Consider the following 22316-nt stretch of genomic DNA (forward strand, 5'->3'; position numbering starts at 1 on the left):
TGACACACATTTTTTATTCCGGTTTACAAAGAGATGGATTATTTTTACAAAAAAGGATGAATTATTAAAATAAGATATGGAAAATAGTCTGACAGCTCCTTCCTCAATTTAGTTAAAGACCTAAATATTTGCGACTTAACAGCACCCACCGATAAGTTAAGTTTTTTAGCAATTTCTTCATTCGAATAGTTTTCAATCCTACTAAGAATAAATATTTCACGGCATTGGGGAGGAAGAGTTTCCACTACTTTTTTTATTTTTTCATCCAACTCCCCCACCAGAAGAAGATCCATAGGGTAATCGTCGGAAACTGGATGATATGATGCATTTTCATCAGAGAGTATAATATCCAAATCAGAAGAAATCATTTCTGTCTTCTTCTTTTCCCTCTGTAAATAATTGATGCAATGATTACGAACGCTTTTGTATAAATATCCATCCAGGGATATCTCTATTCTTAAATCAGTACGTTTCTCCCATAAATTGATAAAAACATCATTCACAATGAGTTTTACCTGTTCCGAATCATGAATATAACCATTAGCGTAAATACATAAACGATTATAATAAGTCTTGAATACAATTTCGAAAGATTTAATATCCCCCGATCGAATTGATTCAATCATATAAGAAGCAAGTTTATCCATTCGCTCAATTAAATTTATAAGGTAACAAACGATCTCCTGAGTATAAAAAAGTAAACAAACTTACACAATACTTTCTTTATACCAAAAGTGACACCTGATTATAATCGCGGCATCACTTTTGAAACTATTGAAACTTATGGCAAAACAAAAACGAATATCATTCTTTCTTTTTTCTCTTATACAAGAAAGAATTCCATCGCTCCTCGGTATGATCCTGGCGGAACATCTCGTACCGTGCCATCGTAAAGAGTAGATCGGACAAGCGATTGGTAAATTGAAGGATAATCTCTTCAACGGGATCTTGCCTGTTCAACGTCCACAAACGACGTTCGGCACGACGGACAATCGTACGGGCCAGTTGCAGATGGGCGGAGATCAATGTTCCTCCCGGAAGGATGAAAAATCCGTTATCTTCCATCTGTGCTGTCAGGGCATCTATCTGCTGCTCACAGAAAGACACCAGGTCTTCCGAAAGACTGTTCGGATTCTTATCACGGATAGCCGACGGGGTCGCTACATGCGACATTACTACCATCAGTTCCCGTTGTATCTTACCCAAGACATCCTGCCATTCATGTTCAGAAGGCAATAAAGCCCGCACGATACCGATTTGTGCATTTACTTCATCGAGTGTACCGTTCGCTTCGATACGGATATCGTCTTTGTCTACCCGTTCGCCGCCGTGGATACCGGTACGGCCTTTATCTCCTCCTCTGGTATAAATTCTCATATTACTTCTTCGTTGTATCTTTCTTTTCTTCTTTTTCTTCCGGATGGATGATTCCTTTTACAGTGTCACCGATAGGCAATTTATCCAATACGCCCAGACTCGGAGCCACTGTTTTAACTAACTGATTCAGGAAATTACCGGTTGTACCCTGACCACCGTCAAAGACAGTGATATCACCCAGCTGTATATGTTCGAAAGCTTTCACCTGCTCACCAGCTATTTCTTTCCACTGATCCACCATCTTATACTGGATAGCGATAGCCGGATTCGATTCGGCAGCCTCAACCATCGCCTTGAAACCATCGGCTTCAGCAAGCAACGATTTCTTTTTACCTTCGGCTTCGGCTTCCAGTTTCATCTGGATAGCTCTTGCTTCGGCTTCGGCCTGTGCCAATGTTGCCTTTGCTTTCGCTTCAGCTTCACGGATCATCTTTTCGGCAACAGCTTCAGCTTGCAGGATCGCTTCCTGACGGGCAATCTCAGCCGGCACGATCTTTTGTGCTTTCAGGGCAGATTCTACCTTTTTGGCTTTCGCTTCTTCCACTTCACGTTGTGCAATTTCGCGGGCAGCCTGTACAGAGGCTTCCGATTTGGCTGCTGCTTCACCGGCCTGTTTATTGGCTTCCGCCTGAGTTACGGCAAGTTCGGCATCCGACTTCGCCACTTCCTTGTTTGCTTCGTTTCGTCCTACGGCTGCTTTTCTTCCGGCATCGGCTTTCTTGATTTCCATATCGGAATTCAATTCAGCCACGCGGCTTTCCTTATCAGTGTTCGCTCTTTCGATATTGATATTCTTATCGGCTTCGGCACGGGCAACCTGCGATTCCTTTTCTGCATTGGCTACGGCAACCTGTGCGATACGCTCCTTATCGGCATTAGCCACAGAAATTTCCTGTTGTTTCTTGGTTTCAGCAATCGCAATATCCTGATCTTTGCGCGTCTCGGCAACAGTCGTTTCACGTTCACGGATCTGGTTGGCAATCTTGATGGCACCCAGCTTTTCCTGTTCTTCGATATTTGCCTGGGCTTCGTTCAAAGCCTTGCTTTCCGCTTCTTTACCGAGGTTAACGATATAGTTGGCGGCATCACGGATATCACTGATGTTGATGTTCATCAGGTAAAGACCGAATTTGCGCAGCTCCGTATCGATATTGTCGCGTACCTTAGACAGGAATTTATCACGGTCGGAGTTCAGTTCCTCGATTGTCATGTCGGCAATAACCAAACGCATCTGACCGTACACGACATCGGTAATAAGGTTCTGTTTATCTTCCGGTTGCAACCCCAACAGACGTTCGGCCGCATTCTGCATCACTTCGGGGTCGGTACTGATCGCCACCGTAATGGTTGTCGGAACATCCACACGGATATTTTGGGCAGACAAGGCTCCGGTCAGTTTGCAGTCTATCTGAAGAGGTTTCATGGAAAGGAACTCATAACCCTGAATGATAGGCCAAACGAAAGCGGCACCACCATGATAAAGTTTAGCGGATTTCTCACCGGATGTCTTACCATACACTACCAGCACTTCATCACTCTTACATTTACGATACCGGGATAATATTCCGATAAAAGAAAGGATGATAACCACTACCAGAATGGCTACCATAATTAACATTTCCTGTGTCATAACTTAATCCTTGAGTTTGTTATTGTATATAAATTGTTCCTGATTCTACTTTGCAGATAATCGTACGGTCTCCGGTCTGATACTTCTTTCCTTCCAGGGAACGAACTTCCACCTCACGCAAGGCTCCATTCTGAGCTACCTGCACGAAATAACGAACACCGTCTTGTGCATAAATCGAACATTCACGACCTACAAGGGCTTCCGTCTTCTCCGGTTTATTCTCTTTCTGAAGCTGATAGGCTTTTTTATAAAGGAACCATAAGACGAAAACGAAAGCCAATCCGATCAGTATACCGATCAGGAAAGTCGATATGGATGTACTTTTAGCAATATACATATACCAACCGAAGCCGATACAAAAATGAGTAAAACCTTTGAATGATACGGCACTACTAAGATCTGCATCGATATCCGTATCTGTATCCAGGTCACCGAAAAAGATAGACATGATAAACTGTATCAGAAATATAGCTGAAGCAACTATTGCGATACCGAGAAAAATAGTATTGACCATGGTATGAATTATTAGTGTTCACGAAAATAAGGATTATTTCGATAAAACCGGCATATATAATAAAAATATGTATGTTTGCAGTAAATTATTAAGACTACCTTATGCAAACAATCATAGAAACAGTACAACAGGCACTCATTGAAAACATAGACGAAAAGACTCGTGACAATGCCCAGAACTTCTTCAAAGAAAAGATCCTGTATCATGGCGTAAAGGTTCCTCTTGTCAACAAGATCAGTAAAGAACTTTTCACGTCGATCAAAGAACTTCCTAAGAACGAAATCTTTTCTTTATGTGAAGCACTGTGGGAATCCGGTTATTCGGAGGAATCATACATTGCATGTAACTGGTCTTACTATATTCATACACAATACCAACCGGAAGACTTCATCGTATTTGAAAAATGGGTAAACTCGTATGTCAACAATTGGGCATCCTGCGACACATTATGCAATCATACGGTCGGGACATTCCTTGAAATGTATCCGGACTATATATCCCGATTGAAAGAATGGGCACGGTCGGATAACCGCTGGACCAAACGTGCGGCTGCCGTTACCCTGATTATTCCTGCCAGGAAAGGGATGTTCCTGCAAGATATTTTCGAGATCGCAGATATTCTTCTTTACGACCCGGACGATCTGGTACAAAAAGGATATGGCTGGATGCTGAAAGCTGCCAGCGAAGCTCATCAGGAAGAGGTATTCGATTATGTGATGTCGAAAAAAGCAACTATGCCCCGTACCTCATTAAGATATGCCATCGAGAAAATGCCCAAAGAACTGAAAGTACAGGCTATGGCTAAATAAGTCCGTTCAAATAGTCTATAAACCATTTATTATTCGTATTGTCACCCCAATACAGGTGTGTATAACCTGCCAGCACGTTCTTATACCTGTAAAGTGGAGTATCGACAGAGACTCCTTTTGCCGTTTGCGCGGTAGCAACTGAAGCAAGATGTTCTTCGCAGGGCAAGACACGGGAATAATGAAATTCATGTCCTTTCATTGTATAGTCTTTATAATGTAAGGTACGATATCCCAGGCGAAGCTTCATCTGTTCCATAGTGGCCGACTGATTGAACAGGCCAACCATCGGGTAAGCAGTTCCTTCTATCGATCTTATCTCATTACATAAATACATCATTCCGCCACATTCCGCCAACAGCCTCCCTCCTGCTTCCACATATTGTCGGATTGACCGGAGCATTGACTGGTTGGAAGACAACTCAGATAAATATAATTCAGGATATCCTCCGGGTAAATAGACAAAATCAGACGCCGGCAATGTCGTATCTTTCAGAGGACTGAAAAAGGTAACCTTACCTAATCGATGCAACAACCGGATATTCTCTTCATAAGCAAAATTGAAAGCGGCATCCCTGGCAATCGATATTCTTAAGGAAGGCAGCGTATTTTCCCCTGATTGAGTAAGAAGATGAGAAGCCGATGAATCAGACTGATAAGCCGTCAGCTCCAAAAGCCGGTCTATATCGACATGCTTTTCCACCAAATCTGCTACACGATCGGCAAACGTATCGAAACAAAATGCCTCATCCAATGATAAACCTAAATGGCGACTGGGAATCTCTACATCCGCTTGTTTAGGAAGATATCCTAACGCTTCCACCCCGGCATCGAGACATGCCTGCTTCAGAAAAGAATAATGATTCTCCGAAGCGACAAAATTGAAAACCGCACCAACCAGATTAAGTTCTTTATGGAAGTTTTTGAATCCATATAATAATGGAGCGACAGAGTAAGCCGTACTCTTTGCATTGACAATCAGTATGACCGGAATACCCAACAGACCTGCTATTTCAGCACTACTGCCTTTCATTCCGTCGTATCCGTCAAAAAGCCCCATCACTCCTTCGGTCACTGCATAATCGGCTTCGGAAATATAATGCCGATACAGTTCCTTTATATGTTGCTCCGACATCATGAAACTATCCAGATTTACAGAAGGAGAACCGGCGGCCATCTTATGGTGGCGTGTATCGATATAATCCGGTCCGCATTTAAAGGGTCTGACTTCCCCTCCCCGGTTCTTCAATGCCCGAAGTAGTCCGAGTGTAAATGTTGTCTTTCCACTTCCCGAGGAAGCGGCTCCTATTAAAAGGTGCGATTTCATGATCTATAAGATATTTATCAATAATAAAGGAAAGCTTTTATGCTAAGCGAACGATTCTGCCACTAGGATGGCAGAGTCCTGCCACCGTAATGGCAATGTTCTGCCATCCTAGTGGCAGACATTTGCCATCACGGTGGCAAAACAGAATCAACAGCACGAAACACGTGCTTCTTATAAGTTCAATCAGTATTAATACTGCTCTTTTTCGTTCGGAAAATCCTGTGTCTTCACATCCTCGATGTAAGCCTGTACGGCACGAGTGATCTCTTCGCCGATATTAGCATATCTACGAAGGAAGCGCGGAGAGAATCCCATGTTGATACCCAGCATATCATGCATAACCAAAACCTGGCCGTCTACACCTCCACCGGCACCGATGCCGATAATAGGAATAGTCAGCTCAGAAGCGACACGTGCTGCCAACTCTGCCGGAATCTTTTCCAACACGATGGCAAAACAGCCGATCTCTTCCAAAAGGTGAGCATCGTCAATCAGCTTCTGTGCTTCAGCTTCTTCACGGGCACGAACTGTATAAGTACCGAATTTATTGATAGACTGCGGAGTCAAACCCAAATGTCCCATTATAGGTATACCTGCACAAAGGATGCGTTCAATAGATTCTCTTATTTCACTTCCTCCCTCCAGTTTAATACAATCGGCATGTGTTTCCTTCATGACACGGATAGCGGAAGCCAAAGCCTCTTTCGAATTACCCTGATAGGTACCGAAAGGCAGGTCTACTACTACCAATGCACGATTAACGGCTTTCATAACAGATTTACCATGATAAATCATTTGGTCCAGTGTTATAGGAAGCGTTGTTACATTTCCGGCCATCACATTCGATGCAGAATCTCCGACCAGGATAACATCCATACCTGCCTGATCGATCAGTTTAGCCATTGAATAATCGTAAGCTGTCAACATGGATATTTTTTCTCCACGTTGTTTCATTTCCATCAGGCGATGTGTAGTCACCTTTCTTGTATCATCTAAATCCCTCTTTGCAACTGACATAATGCTTTTTTGTTAATTGTTACGGCGGCAAAGTTAAGGATATTCTGTAATAAGCAAGACAAACAATAAAATATTTATGTCGTACAACATATGTTTATTTTTGTTTATCTTTGCGCCCGTTTACATTTAACGTTTAAAATACAAGCAAAGATGAAAAAGTTGATTTTTACTTTGGTGGTTGCATTTATGGCAATCGTCAGTGCTGATGCACAGGTTTATGTAGGTGGTTCTTTCAATCTGACTCACGACAAGAACGCAGATGTCACCAATTTTACTATCGCCCCTGAAGTCGGTTATAACCTGAACAAGACCTGGGCTATCGCTGCAGAAATCGGTTATACTCATTTCAAGAATGGCGAGTTAAAGGCTAACGCATTCAATTTTGCTCCTTATGCACGTTTCTCTTTCTTTGAAAAAGGTATTGTCCGTTTATTCGTGGATGGTGGTGTAGGTGTTTCTACTTATAAAAAAGAAAGCAACGACAGTGTCAACGGCTTTGAAATCGGTATTAAGCCGGGTATCGCTCTTGAGATATGCAAGAACCTTACATTCGTTACTAAATACGGATTTGCAGGTTACCGCGATGATTACAAATATGGCAACAGTACATCCGGTATCAGCTTGAGTTCTGAAGACCTGACATTCGGTTTCCACTACGAATTTTAATCGATCAAGTAACTACGGAAGATGTGTCAAAATAAATAAACCGGACGCAGATGTCGTCTTTTTGGCACATCCTCCTTCTTCCCTCCCCCTACTTCTTCAAAAAATATCCGATTGCCCGAAATATATCATTATATTTGCATCTGCTGAAATATAAGTATACTATGGACAACAGGAAAATCGCTTCAGACTTACTATTCAGAAAAGCTGAAGAAACAGATATCGAACGTATCTGGGTTATTATCGGACAAGCAAAAGAACAAATGCGCCGGCTCAACAGCCACCAATGGGACGAAAGCTATCCGGCTCTCGAAACGATCAGTCAAGACATTAAGATCGGCAACGGTTATGTCTTCTGCAAAGGAAATAAAGTGGTTGCATACGGTGTTATCTCTTTTGACGGAGAACCTGTTTATAAGGATATCGATGGAAAATGGACGAATGAATTACCTTATATGATTGTCCATCGTTTGGCTGTTGCCGACGAAATGAAACGTCAGGGAATGGCTAAACGTTTTATGCTGGAAGCTGAAGAGGTCAGTCGTCAGAAAGGAATCTATAACTTTCGCGTCGACACAAATTACGACAATGAATATATGCTTCACCTGATCGATTCGCTGGGATTCCAATATACAGGAGAAGTTCGTTACAGAGGCAATAATATAAGGAAAGCATTCGAGAAATGTATTTATCCTCATGTCTCGTCTTTCGGTGTTCCGGGTTATACCATCCGTGAAGCTATTTACGAAGATGCCGGAATCATTTTCGATGCAATAGATAAAAATCGTGACGACTTACGGACCTGGCTACCTTTTGTCGATGGCCTGAAAAGTGTTGGCGATGAACAAGACTTCCTTTCCTCTTCGTTACAGGTTCCGTATGAAGAACGGGATATCGTCTATATGATTGAGAAAGGGAAAAGTATTTGCGGACTGATCGGTTTTCATTTCTCAGACCGTGCCAACCATCGTACGGAAATAGGTTATTGGCTACTTCCTGAATACAGAGGAAAAGGTCTTGTGACACGAGCCGTACATCATTTATGCCTGTTAGCTCTCTGTGAAAAAGGATTCAATCGTATTCAAATAAGATGTGCCATAGGCAATACAGCCAGCAATGCCATTCCCCAACGCTTAGGATTCAAACAAGAAGGAACGGAACGCGACGGTGAACTTTTAATAAACGGTGAATACACAGATATTAATGTATATAGCCTTTTGAAAAAGGATATTGCAGAATAAATAATCAAAAACAGAGATATTCAATTTATTTATGGAACAAGAAATTCAATTAAACGATCACAACAAAGCCGAGTATCCACCTATGCACACGGCCGAACATATTCTTAACCAGACGATGGTCCGAATGTTCGGTTGTCCCCGTTCCAGGAACGCCCATATAGAAAGAAAAAAGAGCAAGTGCGATTATGAATTGTCAGAAGCGCCTACTGCTGAAATGATGGCAGAAGTAGAACGACGGATAAACGAAGTGATAGATCAACATCTACCTGTAACAGTCGACTTTATCCCGAAATCGGAAGCCGGTGCCATTGTCGATCTCAGCAAATTACCGGAAGATGCCAGCGAGACACTACGTATCGTTCGTGTTGGAGATTACGATACTTGTGCATGCATTGGCGCCCACGTCGGCAATACCTCCGAAATTGGACGGTTCAAACTGCTTAACTATGATTATGCAGACGGAAGATTACGCCTGCGCTTTAAGCTGGAAGCCGTATAACCAAAAGGTAGATATACAATGAATAAAGAAAGGCTCTCATCCCGACATCGGATAAGAGCCTTTTCTAATTTATCAAATTACCGGGAACGAACTTCTCTCCTCATAAAAGATACATATGATAAAGCGAAACAAACAACCGTCGCCGCAATCAGCCCGGTCAATTGCGGCCAGACAACCATCAGGCTCTGTCCTAAAGGCAACGGACTGGGAATAGCTCCATGAACCTGTTCCATAGTCAACGGCCCCAGACTTCTGACAGAAGGCATCAGCAATGTGGTCGTTGCGTCACTGAACAACTGGCTCGGTGCGAAACGTAACAGATTAAGCATAAAGCGCTGGTAACTGATTATCTGATAATCGCTGGCAAATCCGGAAGGACTGAGTGCTTTTCCTATCAGATTAATGATCATATTATAAAAAACACTGAAAAACAACCAAATTGCCACACAAGCCAATGCAGAAGTCGCCGCCTGACGGAATTGTATGGAAAAGAATATCGACAAATTCAGCCAAAAGGCCACGTAGAAGATACTGACAATAATAAAGAACACCATCCTCAGAAACTCTTCTGCCGTTGGCGGAATACCGATAGCAATCAACCCAAAACCCATCACCAAAAAGCCTAACGAAAACAGCATAATCGCTATCACGATCAAAGCTCCCACAAACTTCGCATTGATCAGATAATCCCGATGAATCGGTTGTGACAGGATACGACTAAGCGTACCCCTGTTTTGCTCCGAATTGATCGCATCGAATCCGAGGGCGATTCCTAACAATGGCCCTAAAAAGCTGATAAATACGACAAAGGAGGGCAACGTCCCATCTGATACGGTAAACAGCTTCAGAAACAGGAATGCATTATCCGGATCATTCGGTTTAATAGAAGCACCGATATTAGTAAGGGCTGTGTACAACGATCCCATACAAGTCAACGCAATTATGACGATCAGAATGATAAACCGCCAACTTCTCACATGGTCGGAGACTTCTTTATTTACGATTACCCAAAAAGGATGATATATTCTATTCATGATCTTTACCTCCTTCGAAATAACGATTATAAATATGTTCGAGCGCATGTTCTTCTTTTTGCAACTCGGCCAACCTGATATCAGCCAGTAGTTTACCACCGCTAAATAACCCGACCCGGTTGCAAACCTGCTGAACCTGATCCAGATGATGGGAAGAGAATAAGACCGTCAAACCGTCCTCATGGCTCAACTGATGAATTAAATCCATAAATTCGCGTACACCGGACGGATCTATTCCCGATGTCGGTTCATCCAAAATAATTACTTCCGGCTCTTTTATCAACACATCCGCCAGTCCCAGACGCTGACGCATACCCCGGGAATATTTCCCGGCTTTCTTCTTTCCTTCATTAGTCAAGCCCACCCTGTCTAGTAGCTGCTCCGCTTTCTGTATCGCTTCGCTTTTAGGAATACCATTCAACTGAGCCGTGTAAACCAGGTTCTCTATTCCGGTCATATCATCATAAAAACCTACGTCTTCGGGTAGGTAACCGACTTTCCTTTTTACCTCTATCGGGTGGGTAGTCGAATCTATACCACAGACCTTTACTGACCCGGAAGTAGGTTCGGTCAGTCCGAGCATCATCAGGATAGTTGTTGATTTACCGGCACCATTAGGGCCAAGCAAACCAAATATATCACCTTTCTCAACAGTGAGATTCAAATCGTTCACTGCCGTAAAACCTCCGTACTTCTTTGTCAAGCCGGTTAGTTCGATAACATGCTGGCACATGGCTTACCTCCTTCCGTATTTGCGGAACAGATAATACACACCACCTAATACTACCACTATAATAAATACACCGACCCATCCCCAAACCATCGGGGTCTTTACGGAGATACGGAAATCTGCAGTAGCATTAACTTCCGGCGTCTTTGCTTCCATTTTTGTAACATAATCGCCCGGAAGCGCCTTTTTGGAAGCCTTTACGATAGCCACCACATTTGTGCTCTGTCCTGCCCCCAGTTTTACGACCTTGGCAGGATCGAAAGAGACTTCCCAGTCTACCGGTTTGCTTGCTGAAAATGTTACATCTTTCAACTCACCGGAACCGTTATTTTTTACTACCAGATCTATCCGCTTGGTATCGCCAGCCGTTATATCCGAACTAAGCAATCCCCTCGGTGTCGTCAGTTCCATTTCATAGGAACCGGTGATGACTACTTCCAGTTCCAAATCGGCAGAAGTAGAACCAGTCGATGCATGAACGGGGATTTTATAAGTTCCTGCTGCTACATTTGCCGGCGGATTGACATCGATCGTTATATTTTGAGTCGCATTCGGTTCCACCTGTGCAGATGTCGCCTGCTTATAATTAGGCTTAAACACCACATTCCAACCTCTTTCCACTTCAGCCGTCAAAGCATAAAGCTGTTGTTCCGCAGTACGGTTCTTAATCGTTGCATTAAAGGTAAAAGTAGATTTGGAGTTACCCTCCATATTCGGTTGAGTTGTTGTAAAATCAGTTTGATAAGTTCCCTGTTTGGAAACAGTGATGGTAAGCGGAAGTTTTGCCATGCCATCGGCCGAAACCGTAAAATTATAAGTACCCTTATTCACTTTCACCGGCACTTCCACTTTCAGGGAAAAATTCTTCTTCTCATCCGGAAGGACCGAAAGCTGGCTGATCGAATATCCTCCGGACTTTACTTCATAACTCCATCCCCGAGGCATTCCCTCGACAGAGATAGCTGCGTTTTTCACTTCGTCACTCTTGTTAATGACGTCAATACTGTAATCGATCGACTCCCCCGGCGGAACCGCTATCTTTGTGTAGGGAGTGTACAACATCACGCTCTTTTCAGAATCATCAGCGTGGACTTTACTACAAGGGATTATCCCCAATAACAGTACAAATAATAGGTTTAAACAGTTAATTTGCATTTTCATAATGATTTTTATAGAGTATACAAAAATGATTACTTATTAGCCGGAGGCAAATATATATACAGAGAGTATTAGATACTTTTAAAAGAATTAAAAAAAAACTATCGTACAAGCATTTTCTTTCCTAATCCAGTAAAGCTCTATTAAGGATGCGATAACAAATGAACCTTTCCTATACATTATATATAGACAACCCTAAAAGAAGCCATTTGTATGCTAAACAGACCGAATTATTCTGCAAATGTAACATTGAAATAAAATATTTTTGTGTAAGTTTGCGAGCGCTAAGAAAGACATTTTATACAGAAATTTAAATACAAGAGTTATGCAATCAATTGACAATTTCAATTTTGCCGGCAAAAAGGCATTTGTAAGAGTTGACTTCAACGTTCCATTGGACGAAAACTTCAACATCACAGACGACACCCGTATTCGTGCCGCTCTTCCTACTCTTAAGAAGATCCTGGCAGACGGTGGCAGTGTAATCATAGGTTCTCACCTGGGTCGTCCGAAAGGCGTTACTGATAAATTTTCACTGAAACATATTTTGGGTCGTGTATCTGAATTACTGGGCGTAGAAGTTCAGTTTGCTAACGACTGTATTGGTGAAGAAGCTGGTGCTAAAGCTGCTGCTCTGCAACCGGGCGAAGCTTTATTGCTGGAAAACCTTCGTTTCTATGCAGAAGAAGAAGGCAAACCCAGAGGTCTGGCAGAAGATGCAACAGACGACGAAAAGAAAGCTGCTAAAAAAGCAGTAAAAGAAAGCCAGAAAGAATTCACAAAGAGATTGGCTTCTTATGCTGACTGCTATGTAAACGATGCATTCGGTACTGCTCACCGCGCTCACGCTTCTACGGCGCTGATCGCTGATTATTTCGATGCTGACCACAAGATGTTCGGTTACCTGATGGAAAAAGAAGTAAAAGCTGTAGAAAAAGTAATGAACGACATCGCTCGTCCGTTTACCGCTATCATGGGTGGTTCTAAAGTTTCTTCTAAAATCGAAATCATCGAAAACCTGCTGAACAAGGTAGACAACCTGATCGTAACAGGTGGTATGACTTATACTTTCACTAAGGCTATGGGCGGCAAGATTGGTAACTCTATCTGCGAAGATGACAAACTGGATCTGGCTCTTGACCTGATGAAGAAAGCAAAAGAAAAAGGTGTAAACCTGGTATTGGCTGTCGACGCTAAGATCGCTGACGCATTCAGCAACGACGCAAATACTAAATTTGCTAACGTTAACGAAATTCCTGACGGATGGGAAGGTCTTGACATCGGTCCTAAGACTATCGAAATCTACGCTGACGTTATCAAGAAATCTAAGACTATCCTTTGGAACGGTCCTACAGGCGTATTCGAATTCGAAAACTTCACTGACGGTTCTCGTGCAGTAGGTAACGCTATCGTTGAAGCTACTAAGAACGGTGCATTCTCTCTTGTTGGTGGTGGCGACTCTGTTGCTTGCGTTAACAAGTTCGGTATTGCAAGCGAAGTATCTTATGTATCTACAGGTGGTGGTGCTTTGCTGGAAGCTATCGAAGGTAAAGTTCTGCCGGGTATCGCTGCTGTTAAAGGCGAACCGTACAAATAAGAATTAATTTTCAATATTATAAAAAGGCAATCTTATTTTAAGGTTGCCTTTTTATTTCTATATTTCGCCCCTAATTCAATCTAACTCGATATACAATGAGAACAACTTATCTTATTTTATGCCTTTTCCTGCTTACGCAAGGTCTTTTTGCCCAGAAACCATGTAAATCGTACAACAGTATTACCGATCTATTAAATGGAAACTATGATACAACATTAAGCGTGATTGTTGAAAAACGGACCAAGAACCAGATATTCATGTCCGGAGGTGCTGACTATAAAATATACAACGGAGATAAAGAGACTGACAAATTAATTAAAACAAAAATTTACGCAATAGAGGTCAATGATTCTCTATACGTAAACTGTCGAAAATTGAAATTCAAAAAACGCGTTATCGGAGCCTGGTTTGCCCCTGCAATAGTCTGTCAGGGAAAAGTTTATTTCTATGCAATCTCGGTTGGTCCGAGTGCTGCTGCAGCATTCGGGGTTATTGGAGGTGCCGTTCAAGCTGCCAATGAAGCCTCTTCCCGCGTTTATTACGAAATGGATCCAGCAACGAAAGAACTGGATAAAGTTGGCTCCGAAAAGATGATGACACTTCTTAAAAATTATCCCGATTTACTGGAGCAATACGGAAAGGAAGCTCTCAAAGAACATATTGAAATTATACATAAGTATTTGCAGAAAATCAATCAGCTAAATAAACAAAGCCTGTAATCGCATTCTAAATATTTTTGTACCTTTGCGCGATATTATTTGGAATCATTGAAAATAACATAGAATTAAAGAAAGATGGCAAAAGAGCTGAAAGAACTGACCAAGAGAAGTGTAAACTACTCCCAGTGGTACCAGGATCTGGTTATTAAAGCGGATTTAGCAGAGAACTCTGCTGTACGTGGCTGTATGGTTATCAAACCTTACGGATACGCTATTTGGGAAAAAATGCAACGTATCCTCGATGATATGTTCAAAGAAACAGGACACGTAAACGCTTACTTCCCGCTGTTGATCCCGAAATCATTCTTAAGCAAAGAAGCCGAACACGTAGAAGGTTTCGCCAAAGAATGTGCAGTTGTTACACATTATCGTCTGAAAACGAATCACGACGGTACAGGTGTAGTTGTTGACCCGGCAGCTAAACTGGAAGAAGAACTGATCATTCGCCCGACATCAGAAACAATCATTTGGAATACATACCGCAATTGGATCCAGTCTTATCGCGACCTGCCTATCTTATGTAACCAGTGGGCAAACGTAATGCGTTGGGAAATGCGTACCCGTCTGTTCCTTCGTACTGCCGAATTCCTGTGGCAGGAAGGACATACCGCTCACGCAACCCGCGAAGAAGCAGAGATCGAAGCAAAGAAGATGCAGCAAGTATATGCAAACTTTGCCGAAAACTATATGGCTATGCCGGTCGTTAAAGGCGTAAAGTCTGCCAGTGAACGTTTTGCAGGAGCTTTGGATACCTATACGATCGAAGCTATGATGCAGGACGGAAAAGCATTGCAGGCAGGAACTTCCCACTTCCTGGGACAGAACTTCGGTAAGGCATTCGACGTTACTTTCATCGACAAAGAAGGTAAGAGCGACTACGCATGGGCAACTTCATGGGGGGTTTCTACCCGTCTGATCGGTGCGCTTATCATGTCTCACTCGGATGATAACGGTTTGGTATTGCCTCCGCACCTCGCTCCTATCCAGGTTGTAATTATTCCGATCTACCGTAACGACGAACAGCTGGCACAGATCAGCGAAAAGGTGAGCGGTATCGTTGCCAAGCTGAAGAAGATGGGTATTTCCGTTAAGTTCGACGATGCAGATAATAAGAAACCAGGCTGGAAGTTCGCCGAATACGAACTGAAAGGTGTTCCCGTACGTCTGGCTATGGGTGGACGCGACCTGGAAAACAACACGATCGAAGTAATGCGTCGCGATACGTTAGAAAAAGAAACCATCACTTGCGACGGTATCGAAGAATACGTACAGAACCTGTTGGAAGAAATCCAGCAGAACATCTTCCAGAAAGCACTCGACCATCGTACAGCTTGCACGGTCACAGTCGACACTTACGAGGAATTCAAGGAAAAGATCGAAGAAGGTCTCTTCATCATGGCTCACTGGGACGGTACTCCTGAAACAGAAGAGTTGATCAAGAACGAGACGAAAGCAACTATCCGTTGTATCCCTCTGGAAGGAGACAAGACACCGGGTAAATGTATGGTTACCGGCAAACCTTCCGCACAACGCGTATTGTTTGCACGAGCTTACTAAGCAAAATACATATAACTATAGAGAGGGGATATGCTTGCAGAAGTATATCCTCTTTTTGTTTTCCATCAGTACAAAAAGAATGACAGAATACGAATAAATTAATTACCTTTGGGAGAAAAATAAGCTGTACTTGTATGGAACTGATTCTCCCCACCAAATTGAACGCTTTGGAACCGACTGTGCTAGAAACAAAAGTGCTGGTCGTAATCGGAGCCAACGGAGCCGGTAAAAGTTCGTTCGGCAGAGATTTGCTGGAACGCTATGCAGAGAATGCAAAAAAGATATCGGGAATGCATTCGTTGTTCTTATGCAGCAACGAAGAGACAGTACCGTCCGAAGGCAACGAACTGGCCCGTATGCAGTCAATGATAGCAGAACGTATCTTCATGCCCCGGCTATCGGACTATGAGAAACTGATTCTCCGCCTACAAAGCGAAGAGTTTGAAGCAGCAGTAAACTATAAAGAGGCATGCAAGCTGCATCCGGACCTTCCCCCACCCGTTACCAAGATCGACCAGATACAGACGATCTGGGAAAAGATGTTCCCACATAACCGGCTGGTACGAAAGTCCGGCTTCATCGAACTCGCTTCAACCAGCCGTGACAGCAATTCCTATACAGCTGGTCGAATGAGCGACGGAGAAAAGATTGTCTTTTATCTGATCGGAGCCGTGCTATGCGCCAATCCGGGTGAATTACTGATCATCGAAGAACCGGAAATACTACTTCATAACTCGATCAAAAACCTATTGTGGGATGAGATAGAAGCTCTGCGCCCCGACTGTACATACGTCTATCTGACTCATGATATCGATTTCACCACCTCCCGCCCGGAAGGCAAACGGATATGGATCAGGGATTACAATGCCGATGCCCACGTTTGGGATTATCAGCTGATAGAAAGCAACGACAGTCTTCCCGAAGAGGTCTATATCGATATACTCGGAAGTCGCAAGCCAATCCTCTTTATCGAAGGTACCGATTCCAACAGCATCGACAACCGTCTCTACCCGCTTATCTTCCCCGACTTTATGGTCAAACCGATGGGAGGCTGCCAAAAAGTGATCGAAACGACAAAAGCTTTCCGCCAGTTGCAGGATTTCCACACATTGGAATCGATGGGCATCGTCGACCGTGATCGTCGTACACAGGGAGAGATAGACTATCTGCGTGACCAGCACATCTTCGTTCCCGACGTAGCTGAAGTAGAGAACCTGCTAATGCTTGAACCGGTCATCAAAACAGTTGCCCGCCGCCTGATGAGAGACCCCGAACAAGTCTTCGGGCAGGTAAAGGAAAATGTGATCAGGCTGTTCGAGAAAGATCTGGAAAGCCAGGTGATTCTGCATGCCAAACACCGTGTCCGCCGGAAACTGGAAACAACTGTCGACCGTAAAATAACGACCGTCGAGCAACTAACCGAGCATGTGGAAAGCATCCGCTTCAACGTGCATGTGGATGAGATATACAGCGGTATAAAAGATAAATTTATCCAATACACCGAAACGGGTGATTACAAAAATATCCTCCGCGTGTACAATCAGAAAGGAATGCTCCCGCAAAGCCGCCTGTGTAACATTTGTGGAATCAGCAACAAAGAAAGCTACCTGAACCTCATCCTTTCTATATTAAAGGAAAATAAAGAAGATGCAGAAGTGATCCGCTCATCTATCAAAGAATCTTTAGGGACATAAAAAGTTATCAAAAATGCGGAAAAAGTCCGTAAAAAATTGTTCTTTTGCAAATTGATATAATGACATTAACTGGTTTAGTCCTCTTACAAAAAGAATATGCGCACACCGACATTACAATATCTCTACCTGCAAAAGCCGGTAACAATGGTTATCATAATCTGTATAATCTCCGTCCTTCCCTGGATAGGCTTGGGAGATTTCTCGACAAAAGGGGAGCCACGTGAAGCATCTGTTGCCATATCCATGCTTGAAACCGGCAACTGGGTACTGCCGCAGGTTTATGCCAACGAGTTTGCTTACAAACCACCGATGGCACATTGGCTGATGGCTGCTTTCTCCTATCCCCAAGGGTATGTATCGGAGTTTACTTCGCGCTTACCGTCTACACTCGCTTTTATCTGCCTGATGGGATGCACGCTGGTCTTTTTCGGGCGAAGAATAAAGTTTCAACAGGCATTCATTGCGACCCTTCTTCTGCTGACTTGCGTGGAGATGCACCGGGCGGCTATGACCACCCGGGTCGATATGTTACTGACAGCTTTTATTGTCATCGGACTCTATCAACTGTTCCGATGGGAAGACAGGCTGGAACTGAAAGGCTTGCCGATCATTATCCCTATACTGTTAGGCTGTGCCGTGCTGACCAAAGGTCCCGTCGGTGTCATCCTGCCCTTGTTTGTGTTCGGAGCCTATTTGCTGATGCTTCGCAAATACAGTCTGCTGACTATATTTAAAGCACTTCTTTATATCGGCGTTTCATCCTCATTCCTACCGTTATTATGGTATATAGCTGCCTGGAAACAGGGAGGCGACCGGTTCATGGATGTCGTACTTGCCGAGAATTTCGGACGCTTCTTCCATCTCGACACACCCGATATTAATTATGATTTAGGACACGAAAACGGTGTATGGTACAACTTTGCCACTTTAGCAGGCGGCTTTATTCCCTGGACTATCTTCTTTTTCTTTTCTATATTCGGGTTGAAATGGCAACTAAAGAATGCCTCTTTCAAACAGATAGCCAAAGACAGCTGGAACAATATTCTCTCCATGGAAAAAGAGAAACTGTTCAGTCTTGTAGCATTGGTCTGTATTATCTTCTTCTACAGCATTCCTTCCAGTAAGAGAAGTGTATACCTGATGCCTGCCTATCCGTTTATTGCTATATTCTTAGCTCAATATGCCATCTACATTACGGAATACAGGACAAAGGTTACCCGTATATTTGCGGCATTCCTAGCCTCTGTCACGACTGTTGTGCTGATAGCTATCGGACTGACAATGGCCGGTGTCATCGATCCGGTTGCCATTGCTTCACAATACACAAGCCGTCCTTCTACGCTTGCACAGGTAGAAGCCGTATCCAATATGTTCTCTTCCAGTTGCGGACTGACCGTCTGTATCGTTATTATCGTGTTGCTGGCTTTGCTGACCGTGCTTTATCAAATGTTCAAGAAGATAAACATCAAGATACTGTATGCGACGATAGCCTTGACCTTTACGATCAATTTGCTGGTCGACGGAGTTATTATGCGTGGTATCCGCCAGGATGGATCAGCCCGTCCTTTTGCCGAAAGGGTAATGAAAGAATATCCTTTAAACAAGGATAATATGTTCGTCATGAACAACCTCAAAGTATACAGGAATCTATACGGATTGAACTTTTATCTGGGTAACCGTTTCCATAATTTCGAACAGGAGATGCCGAAGGAAGGATTCTTCTTTGCCACTCCCAGTGACCTGGAAGTTGTTCTGAAAAATTACGAAGGCCAATATACATTTAATATATTGACCTCCTCTGAACGTATCATTCATGAAGTACGCCGACCAATTGTCCTGTGCAGTTTCCTTCGTATAGAATAAGCTTACTTCAGTTCTTTGATTTTGATACTGCGGAAAGCAACTTCATCGCCATGATCCTGTAAAAGGACATGTCCTTGGGGAGCTTCACCGAAACGGCCTGCCTCGTTATAAGACGGGGCAGCATATTTACTGCCCTTTACCATTTCGCGGAAAGCATCCGAACAGCGTTCATATTCCAATGTTTTGAAGCCATTCAACCAATGTTCCACATGGTTATTGGGAAATACTTTTAAAACAGCCTGATTCCATTTTCCAACCCCATTGAAGCGTTTATTCTGTGCCGGCATCATATCGTAAAGACTTGCCAATGTGCGGCTGCCGGGAACGGTAGTATACAATTTGGCATCCGGATGAAGCTGGTCGTCCAGTATCTGATATTCCAAGCCATAAGCAGAGCCGCTCGGTTTTTCCGATTCCGTTACAAAGTATTTGATACCGCTGTTGGCTCCCGGAGTAATTTTAAATTCCAGGCTCAGTTCAAATGCGGCATATTCGTTGTCGGTTACGATATCACCACCGTTTGTAGATTCTCCGCCGCCTGATTTCAATACGATCAACTGTCCGTCTTCCACTTTCCAGCCATGATCGGGAAATGCTTCTTTATGGGCACCGCGCCAGCCTGTAGTTGTCTGACCGTCGAATAACAGATTCCAGCCGTCCGCTTTTTCCGTATCGGTCAGATAATTGGGGATACGGTTCACTTCCGGAGCCAACGTACCCTGCATACGTTCTGCTTCCAAATTTTCAGTCTTTATGCGGATATTACGCCATTTGATTTTTTTTCCTTCCAGGTCGGCATTCTTTCCGATACCATGTACCTGAAATGCAATAAAGCCTTTTGCCGTTTCATCATCATACAAATTTGCCGTATTCACGCCGTTCAGCCAAATACGGATATTATTGCCGATAGCCTCAATACGATATTTATTCCAGTCCGTCTTCTTATAGGCTTCCTGTCCCGGTTTATTATCGACAAGCGTCACCAGCCAGCCGCGACGGGCTTCGTCATAAACACCTCCGCTCCAAGCTCTGTCGGACGGGTCCATCTCACACTGGTAACCATGCACACGTCCGTTCTGATAGTCCGGACGGCTTTCACTACGGAACTGCACACCCGAGTTCAGCGACGGATCACACAAAGCCTCAAACTCCAGGATAAAATCACCATATTCCTGTTCGGTAGCCATAAAGCTATTCGGCTGACCCGTCACGGAAGTTCCGACCAGACAACCGTCTTCCACCCGATAAGGGGCTTCCCCATTTAATTGTTTGAAACCGGTAAGGTCTTTACCGTTGAATAACTGTTGCCAGCCATCATTCGACTGACAGGAACAAAGCAGCGCAAGAGACAAGGCTGCAAACTTCAAAGATGCTTTCATTCTGTTCTTCTTTTAGGTATTATAATAAGTCAAATAGTCTTTACTGGTCTGCAAAGCTACACATGTGTACGGACACAAAGATAGAATATTATTCATAAACGCACAGCAAAAGCACAGCTATTTTACAGCAGATGAATCTTTTTCAAAGAAATAGGCTTATCTTTGCCCGCAAAATGTAATCAATAAAGGTATTTTTATGAAATTAAAAACGGCTCTCTTTGACTTTGACGGCGTGATAGTCGACACTGAACCTATCTACGATATTTTCTGGGATGAAGCAGGTGAACGTTATGGAACTGGTATCGACCACTTTGCAGCTGTTATCAAAGGCACAACACTCCCTTACATAATGGAAACGTATTTTTCCGACCGTTCGGAAGAATTTCGTCAGATGGTAATTAAGGAATCTACCGAATATGAAAGTACAATGCCTCTCCCTGCGATGCCGGGCTCGATAGAGTTCCTGCATTTACTAAAAGAGCAAGGTGTACAGATGGGTCTGGTTACCAGTTCCGACAATACGAAAGTAGAACGTGCTTTCAAGCTACATCACCTGGAGAATATTTTCGACACGATCGTAACAGCCGACCGCATCACAAAGGGTAAACCCGATCCGATGTGTTATCTGCTGGCAGCAAAAGACCTGAACGTCTCCCCCGCCGACTGTATAGTCTTTGAAGATTCCTTTGCCGGCATACAGGCCGGAACGTCTGCAGGCATGCGAGTGATCGGACTAACGACCACCAGTCCGAAAGAATCCCTAAAGGATAAAGTATATGAAGTGATACCGAACTTCGAGAAGATTACTTTCGAAGATTATTTGAAGTGGTAAGAACAAAAAGATTCCTTTCGGATGAAACGGCATTTTCTTCCGAATGAAACAGTGTTTTCTCTCGGACAAAACTATACTTTCTACCGGACGAAACTAAAAAACCTCCCAGATGAACTATTTCTTCTGGAAGGTTTCTCTTTATTATCTGTTGATCAGAAATTATATCCGATGCGAATACCTAAGATAGGTTGATCGAAATCTTTAATGATATTATATTTGAATTCTAAACCTACAGTCAGCTGATCCGTTGCATATACTTCGCCCCCCAAACCGATGTTTGCACCGAAACGTGTTTTATTCATGCTCACATCAACCTTATGTCCGTCAACATGTCCGCCTCCACTCCATTTCCAGAAAGAAAGGTCGAGACCAGCCAACGGATAGAAGCCGAACATATCGCTCAGTTTAAACACGTAATGAACATTCATGTCAATCGCCCAGGCACTCCAACCATTATCCTTTACAAAATAGGTCAATGAAGGAGCCAAACGAACTTCGTCAGTCAAATTATAACGATAATCAAGTCCTAACAGAGCATTACCGTTATCATTAAACCCATACCCCAGATTAAAACCGAAAGACGATTGTCCCTGTTGGGTCTGTGCAAAAGCACTTATGCTGATAATCGCCAGCATACACATAACAATTAATTTTTTCATACTCTCAATTAATTTAGTTC

The 22316-nt window shown here is 43.3% G+C and carries 21 protein-coding genes; 10 read left to right on the forward strand and 11 right to left on the reverse strand.

What is annotated here, in order from left to right; genetic code table 11:
• Positions 1–44 precede the first annotated feature (44 nt).
• From DXD68_RS18590 to DXD68_RS18605, 4 genes are all read right to left on the reverse strand, one after another.
• On the reverse strand, positions 45–647 hold the full coding sequence (locus tag DXD68_RS18590) for an RNA polymerase sigma-70 factor (RefSeq protein ID WP_122362998.1): 603 nt from the start codon (positions 645–647) through the stop codon (positions 45–47).
• 157 nt (positions 648–804) lie between these two features.
• A complete protein-coding gene (locus tag DXD68_RS18595; protein WP_122362999.1) occupies positions 805–1377 on the reverse strand; it encodes a cob(I)yrinic acid a,c-diamide adenosyltransferase in 573 nt (190 codons plus the stop codon).
• A gap of 1 nt (position 1378) precedes the next feature.
• Positions 1379–3007 carry a flotillin family protein gene (locus DXD68_RS18600; RefSeq protein ID WP_122363000.1) on the reverse strand — a complete coding sequence of 543 codons (1629 nt, stop codon included), beginning with the start codon at positions 3005–3007 and terminating at the stop codon, positions 1379–1381.
• A gap of 19 nt (positions 3008–3026) precedes the next feature.
• Positions 3027–3521 carry a hypothetical protein gene (locus tag DXD68_RS18605; protein WP_122363001.1) on the reverse strand — a complete coding sequence of 165 codons (495 nt, stop codon included), beginning with the start codon at positions 3519–3521 and terminating at the stop codon, positions 3027–3029.
• A gap of 101 nt (positions 3522–3622) precedes the next feature.
• Here DXD68_RS18605 and DXD68_RS18610 point away from each other — a divergent pair, with 101 nt between their 5' ends.
• Positions 3623–4330 carry a DNA alkylation repair protein gene (locus tag DXD68_RS18610; protein WP_122363002.1) on the forward strand — a complete coding sequence of 236 codons (708 nt, stop codon included), beginning with the start codon at positions 3623–3625 and terminating at the stop codon, positions 4328–4330.
• On the opposite strand, the gene DXD68_RS18615 is transcribed toward DXD68_RS18610, so the two are convergent.
• Positions 4323–5654, reverse strand: coding sequence for a cobyrinate a,c-diamide synthase (locus tag DXD68_RS18615; RefSeq protein WP_122363003.1), 1332 nt, complete (start codon positions 5652–5654; stop codon positions 4323–4325). The genes DXD68_RS18610 and DXD68_RS18615 overlap by 8 nt on opposite strands.
• A 189-nt stretch (positions 5655–5843) precedes the next feature.
• Complete coding sequence (gene panB, locus DXD68_RS18620) at positions 5844–6671, reverse strand: 3-methyl-2-oxobutanoate hydroxymethyltransferase (protein WP_075557868.1); 828 nt, start codon at positions 6669–6671, stop codon at positions 5844–5846.
• A 150-nt stretch (positions 6672–6821) separates the two neighbouring features.
• On the opposite strand from panB, the gene DXD68_RS18625 reads away from it, so the two are divergent.
• The 3 genes from DXD68_RS18625 to DXD68_RS18635 all read left to right on the forward strand — a co-directional run bounded on the left by DXD68_RS18625 (position 6822) and on the right by DXD68_RS18635 (position 9074).
• Positions 6822–7337 (forward strand): outer membrane beta-barrel protein, encoded by a 516-nt coding sequence (locus DXD68_RS18625; protein WP_075560016.1) that lies wholly within the window; start codon positions 6822–6824, stop codon positions 7335–7337.
• Between the two features lie 161 nt (positions 7338–7498).
• A complete protein-coding gene (locus DXD68_RS18630) occupies positions 7499–8575 on the forward strand; it encodes a GNAT family N-acetyltransferase (protein WP_122363101.1) in 1077 nt (358 codons plus the stop codon).
• Positions 8576–8606: 31 nt separating this feature from the next.
• Positions 8607–9074 (forward strand): hypothetical protein, encoded by a 468-nt coding sequence (locus DXD68_RS18635; RefSeq protein WP_122363004.1) that lies wholly within the window; start codon positions 8607–8609, stop codon positions 9072–9074.
• A gap of 77 nt (positions 9075–9151) precedes the next feature.
• Here the strand turns inward: DXD68_RS18635 and DXD68_RS18640 are convergent, their stop codons facing one another.
• From DXD68_RS18640 to DXD68_RS18650, 3 genes are read right to left on the reverse strand one after another with little or no spacing between them, the layout of a single operon-like run.
• On the reverse strand, positions 9152–10108 hold the full coding sequence (locus tag DXD68_RS18640; protein WP_122363005.1) for an ABC transporter permease: 957 nt from the start codon (positions 10106–10108) through the stop codon (positions 9152–9154).
• Positions 10101–10841, reverse strand: a complete 741-nt coding sequence (locus DXD68_RS18645; protein ID WP_075557871.1) for an ABC transporter ATP-binding protein — start codon at positions 10839–10841, stop codon at positions 10101–10103. Before DXD68_RS18645 ends, DXD68_RS18640 begins: the two co-directional genes overlap by 8 nt.
• A gap of 3 nt (positions 10842–10844) precedes the next feature.
• A complete protein-coding gene (locus DXD68_RS18650) occupies positions 10845–11999 on the reverse strand; it encodes an NEW3 domain-containing protein (protein ID WP_199715759.1) in 1155 nt (384 codons plus the stop codon).
• Between the two features lie 322 nt (positions 12000–12321).
• Between DXD68_RS18650 and DXD68_RS18655 the strand changes: the two genes are divergently transcribed.
• From DXD68_RS18655 to DXD68_RS18675, 5 genes are all read left to right on the forward strand, one after another.
• Positions 12322–13593 (forward strand): phosphoglycerate kinase, encoded by a 1272-nt coding sequence (locus DXD68_RS18655; protein WP_075557873.1) that lies wholly within the window; start codon positions 12322–12324, stop codon positions 13591–13593.
• 95 nt (positions 13594–13688) lie between these two features.
• Positions 13689–14312 carry a DUF6563 family protein gene (locus DXD68_RS18660; RefSeq protein ID WP_147383009.1) on the forward strand — a complete coding sequence of 208 codons (624 nt, stop codon included), beginning with the start codon at positions 13689–13691 and terminating at the stop codon, positions 14310–14312.
• Between the two features lie 75 nt (positions 14313–14387).
• Positions 14388–15869 carry a proline--tRNA ligase gene (gene proS, locus DXD68_RS18665; RefSeq protein ID WP_122363007.1) on the forward strand — a complete coding sequence of 494 codons (1482 nt, stop codon included), beginning with the start codon at positions 14388–14390 and terminating at the stop codon, positions 15867–15869.
• A gap of 134 nt (positions 15870–16003) precedes the next feature.
• Positions 16004–17563 (forward strand): DUF4435 domain-containing protein, encoded by a 1560-nt coding sequence (locus tag DXD68_RS18670; protein WP_122363008.1) that lies wholly within the window; start codon positions 16004–16006, stop codon positions 17561–17563.
• 96 nt (positions 17564–17659) lie between these two features.
• Positions 17660–19426 (forward strand): ArnT family glycosyltransferase, encoded by a 1767-nt coding sequence (locus DXD68_RS18675; RefSeq protein ID WP_122363009.1) that lies wholly within the window; start codon positions 17660–17662, stop codon positions 19424–19426.
• 2 nt (positions 19427–19428) lie between these two features.
• Here the strand turns inward: DXD68_RS18675 and DXD68_RS18680 are convergent, their stop codons facing one another.
• Positions 19429–20805 (reverse strand): DUF1080 domain-containing protein, encoded by a 1377-nt coding sequence (locus DXD68_RS18680; RefSeq protein WP_122363010.1) that lies wholly within the window; start codon positions 20803–20805, stop codon positions 19429–19431.
• Between the two features lie 196 nt (positions 20806–21001).
• On the opposite strand from DXD68_RS18680, the gene DXD68_RS18685 reads away from it, so the two are divergent.
• Positions 21002–21637: an HAD family hydrolase gene (locus DXD68_RS18685; RefSeq protein ID WP_122363011.1), complete on the forward strand. Its 636-nt coding sequence runs from the start codon at positions 21002–21004 to the stop codon at positions 21635–21637.
• Positions 21638–21789: 152 nt separating this feature from the next.
• On the opposite strand, the gene DXD68_RS18690 is transcribed toward DXD68_RS18685, so the two are convergent.
• Positions 21790–22296 (reverse strand): porin family protein, encoded by a 507-nt coding sequence (locus tag DXD68_RS18690; protein ID WP_122363012.1) that lies wholly within the window; start codon positions 22294–22296, stop codon positions 21790–21792.
• Positions 22297–22316: the final 20 nt, after the last annotated feature.

The organism is Parabacteroides sp. TM07-1AC, from assembly GCF_003480915.1.
Lineage (GTDB): Bacteria > Bacteroidota > Bacteroidia > Bacteroidales > Tannerellaceae > Parabacteroides > Parabacteroides chongii.

Coding starts and splice junctions, on each gene's coding strand:
- DXD68_RS18590 (WP_122362998.1), bottom strand. CDS start 647: ATGGATAAACTTGCTTCTTATATGATTGAATCAATTCGATCGGGGGAT.
- DXD68_RS18595 (WP_122362999.1), bottom strand. CDS start 1,377: ATGAGAATTTATACCAGAGGAGGAGATAAAGGCCGTACCGGTATCCAC.
- DXD68_RS18600 (WP_122363000.1), bottom strand. CDS start 3,007: ATGACACAGGAAATGTTAATTATGGTAGCCATTCTGGTAGTGGTTATC.
- DXD68_RS18605 (WP_122363001.1), bottom strand. CDS start 3,521: ATGGTCAATACTATTTTTCTCGGTATCGCAATAGTTGCTTCAGCTATA.
- DXD68_RS18610 (WP_122363002.1), top strand. CDS start 3,623: ATGCAAACAATCATAGAAACAGTACAACAGGCACTCATTGAAAACATA.
- DXD68_RS18615 (WP_122363003.1), bottom strand. CDS start 5,654: ATGAAATCGCACCTTTTAATAGGAGCCGCTTCCTCGGGAAGTGGAAAG.
- panB (WP_075557868.1), bottom strand. CDS start 6,671: ATGTCAGTTGCAAAGAGGGATTTAGATGATACAAGAAAGGTGACTACA.
- DXD68_RS18625 (WP_075560016.1), top strand. CDS start 6,822: ATGAAAAAGTTGATTTTTACTTTGGTGGTTGCATTTATGGCAATCGTC.
- DXD68_RS18630 (WP_122363101.1), top strand. CDS start 7,499: ATGGACAACAGGAAAATCGCTTCAGACTTACTATTCAGAAAAGCTGAA.
- DXD68_RS18635 (WP_122363004.1), top strand. CDS start 8,607: ATGGAACAAGAAATTCAATTAAACGATCACAACAAAGCCGAGTATCCA.
- DXD68_RS18640 (WP_122363005.1), bottom strand. CDS start 10,108: ATGAATAGAATATATCATCCTTTTTGGGTAATCGTAAATAAAGAAGTC.
- DXD68_RS18645 (WP_075557871.1), bottom strand. CDS start 10,841: ATGTGCCAGCATGTTATCGAACTAACCGGCTTGACAAAGAAGTACGGA.
- DXD68_RS18650 (WP_199715759.1), bottom strand. CDS start 11,999: ATGAAAATGCAAATTAACTGTTTAAACCTATTATTTGTACTGTTATTG.
- DXD68_RS18655 (WP_075557873.1), top strand. CDS start 12,322: ATGCAATCAATTGACAATTTCAATTTTGCCGGCAAAAAGGCATTTGTA.
- DXD68_RS18660 (WP_147383009.1), top strand. CDS start 13,689: ATGAGAACAACTTATCTTATTTTATGCCTTTTCCTGCTTACGCAAGGT.
- proS (WP_122363007.1), top strand. CDS start 14,388: ATGGCAAAAGAGCTGAAAGAACTGACCAAGAGAAGTGTAAACTACTCC.
- DXD68_RS18670 (WP_122363008.1), top strand. CDS start 16,004: ATGGAACTGATTCTCCCCACCAAATTGAACGCTTTGGAACCGACTGTG.
- DXD68_RS18675 (WP_122363009.1), top strand. CDS start 17,660: ATGCGCACACCGACATTACAATATCTCTACCTGCAAAAGCCGGTAACA.
- DXD68_RS18680 (WP_122363010.1), bottom strand. CDS start 20,805: ATGAAAGCATCTTTGAAGTTTGCAGCCTTGTCTCTTGCGCTGCTTTGT.
- DXD68_RS18685 (WP_122363011.1), top strand. CDS start 21,002: ATGAAATTAAAAACGGCTCTCTTTGACTTTGACGGCGTGATAGTCGAC.
- DXD68_RS18690 (WP_122363012.1), bottom strand. CDS start 22,296: ATGAAAAAATTAATTGTTATGTGTATGCTGGCGATTATCAGCATAAGT.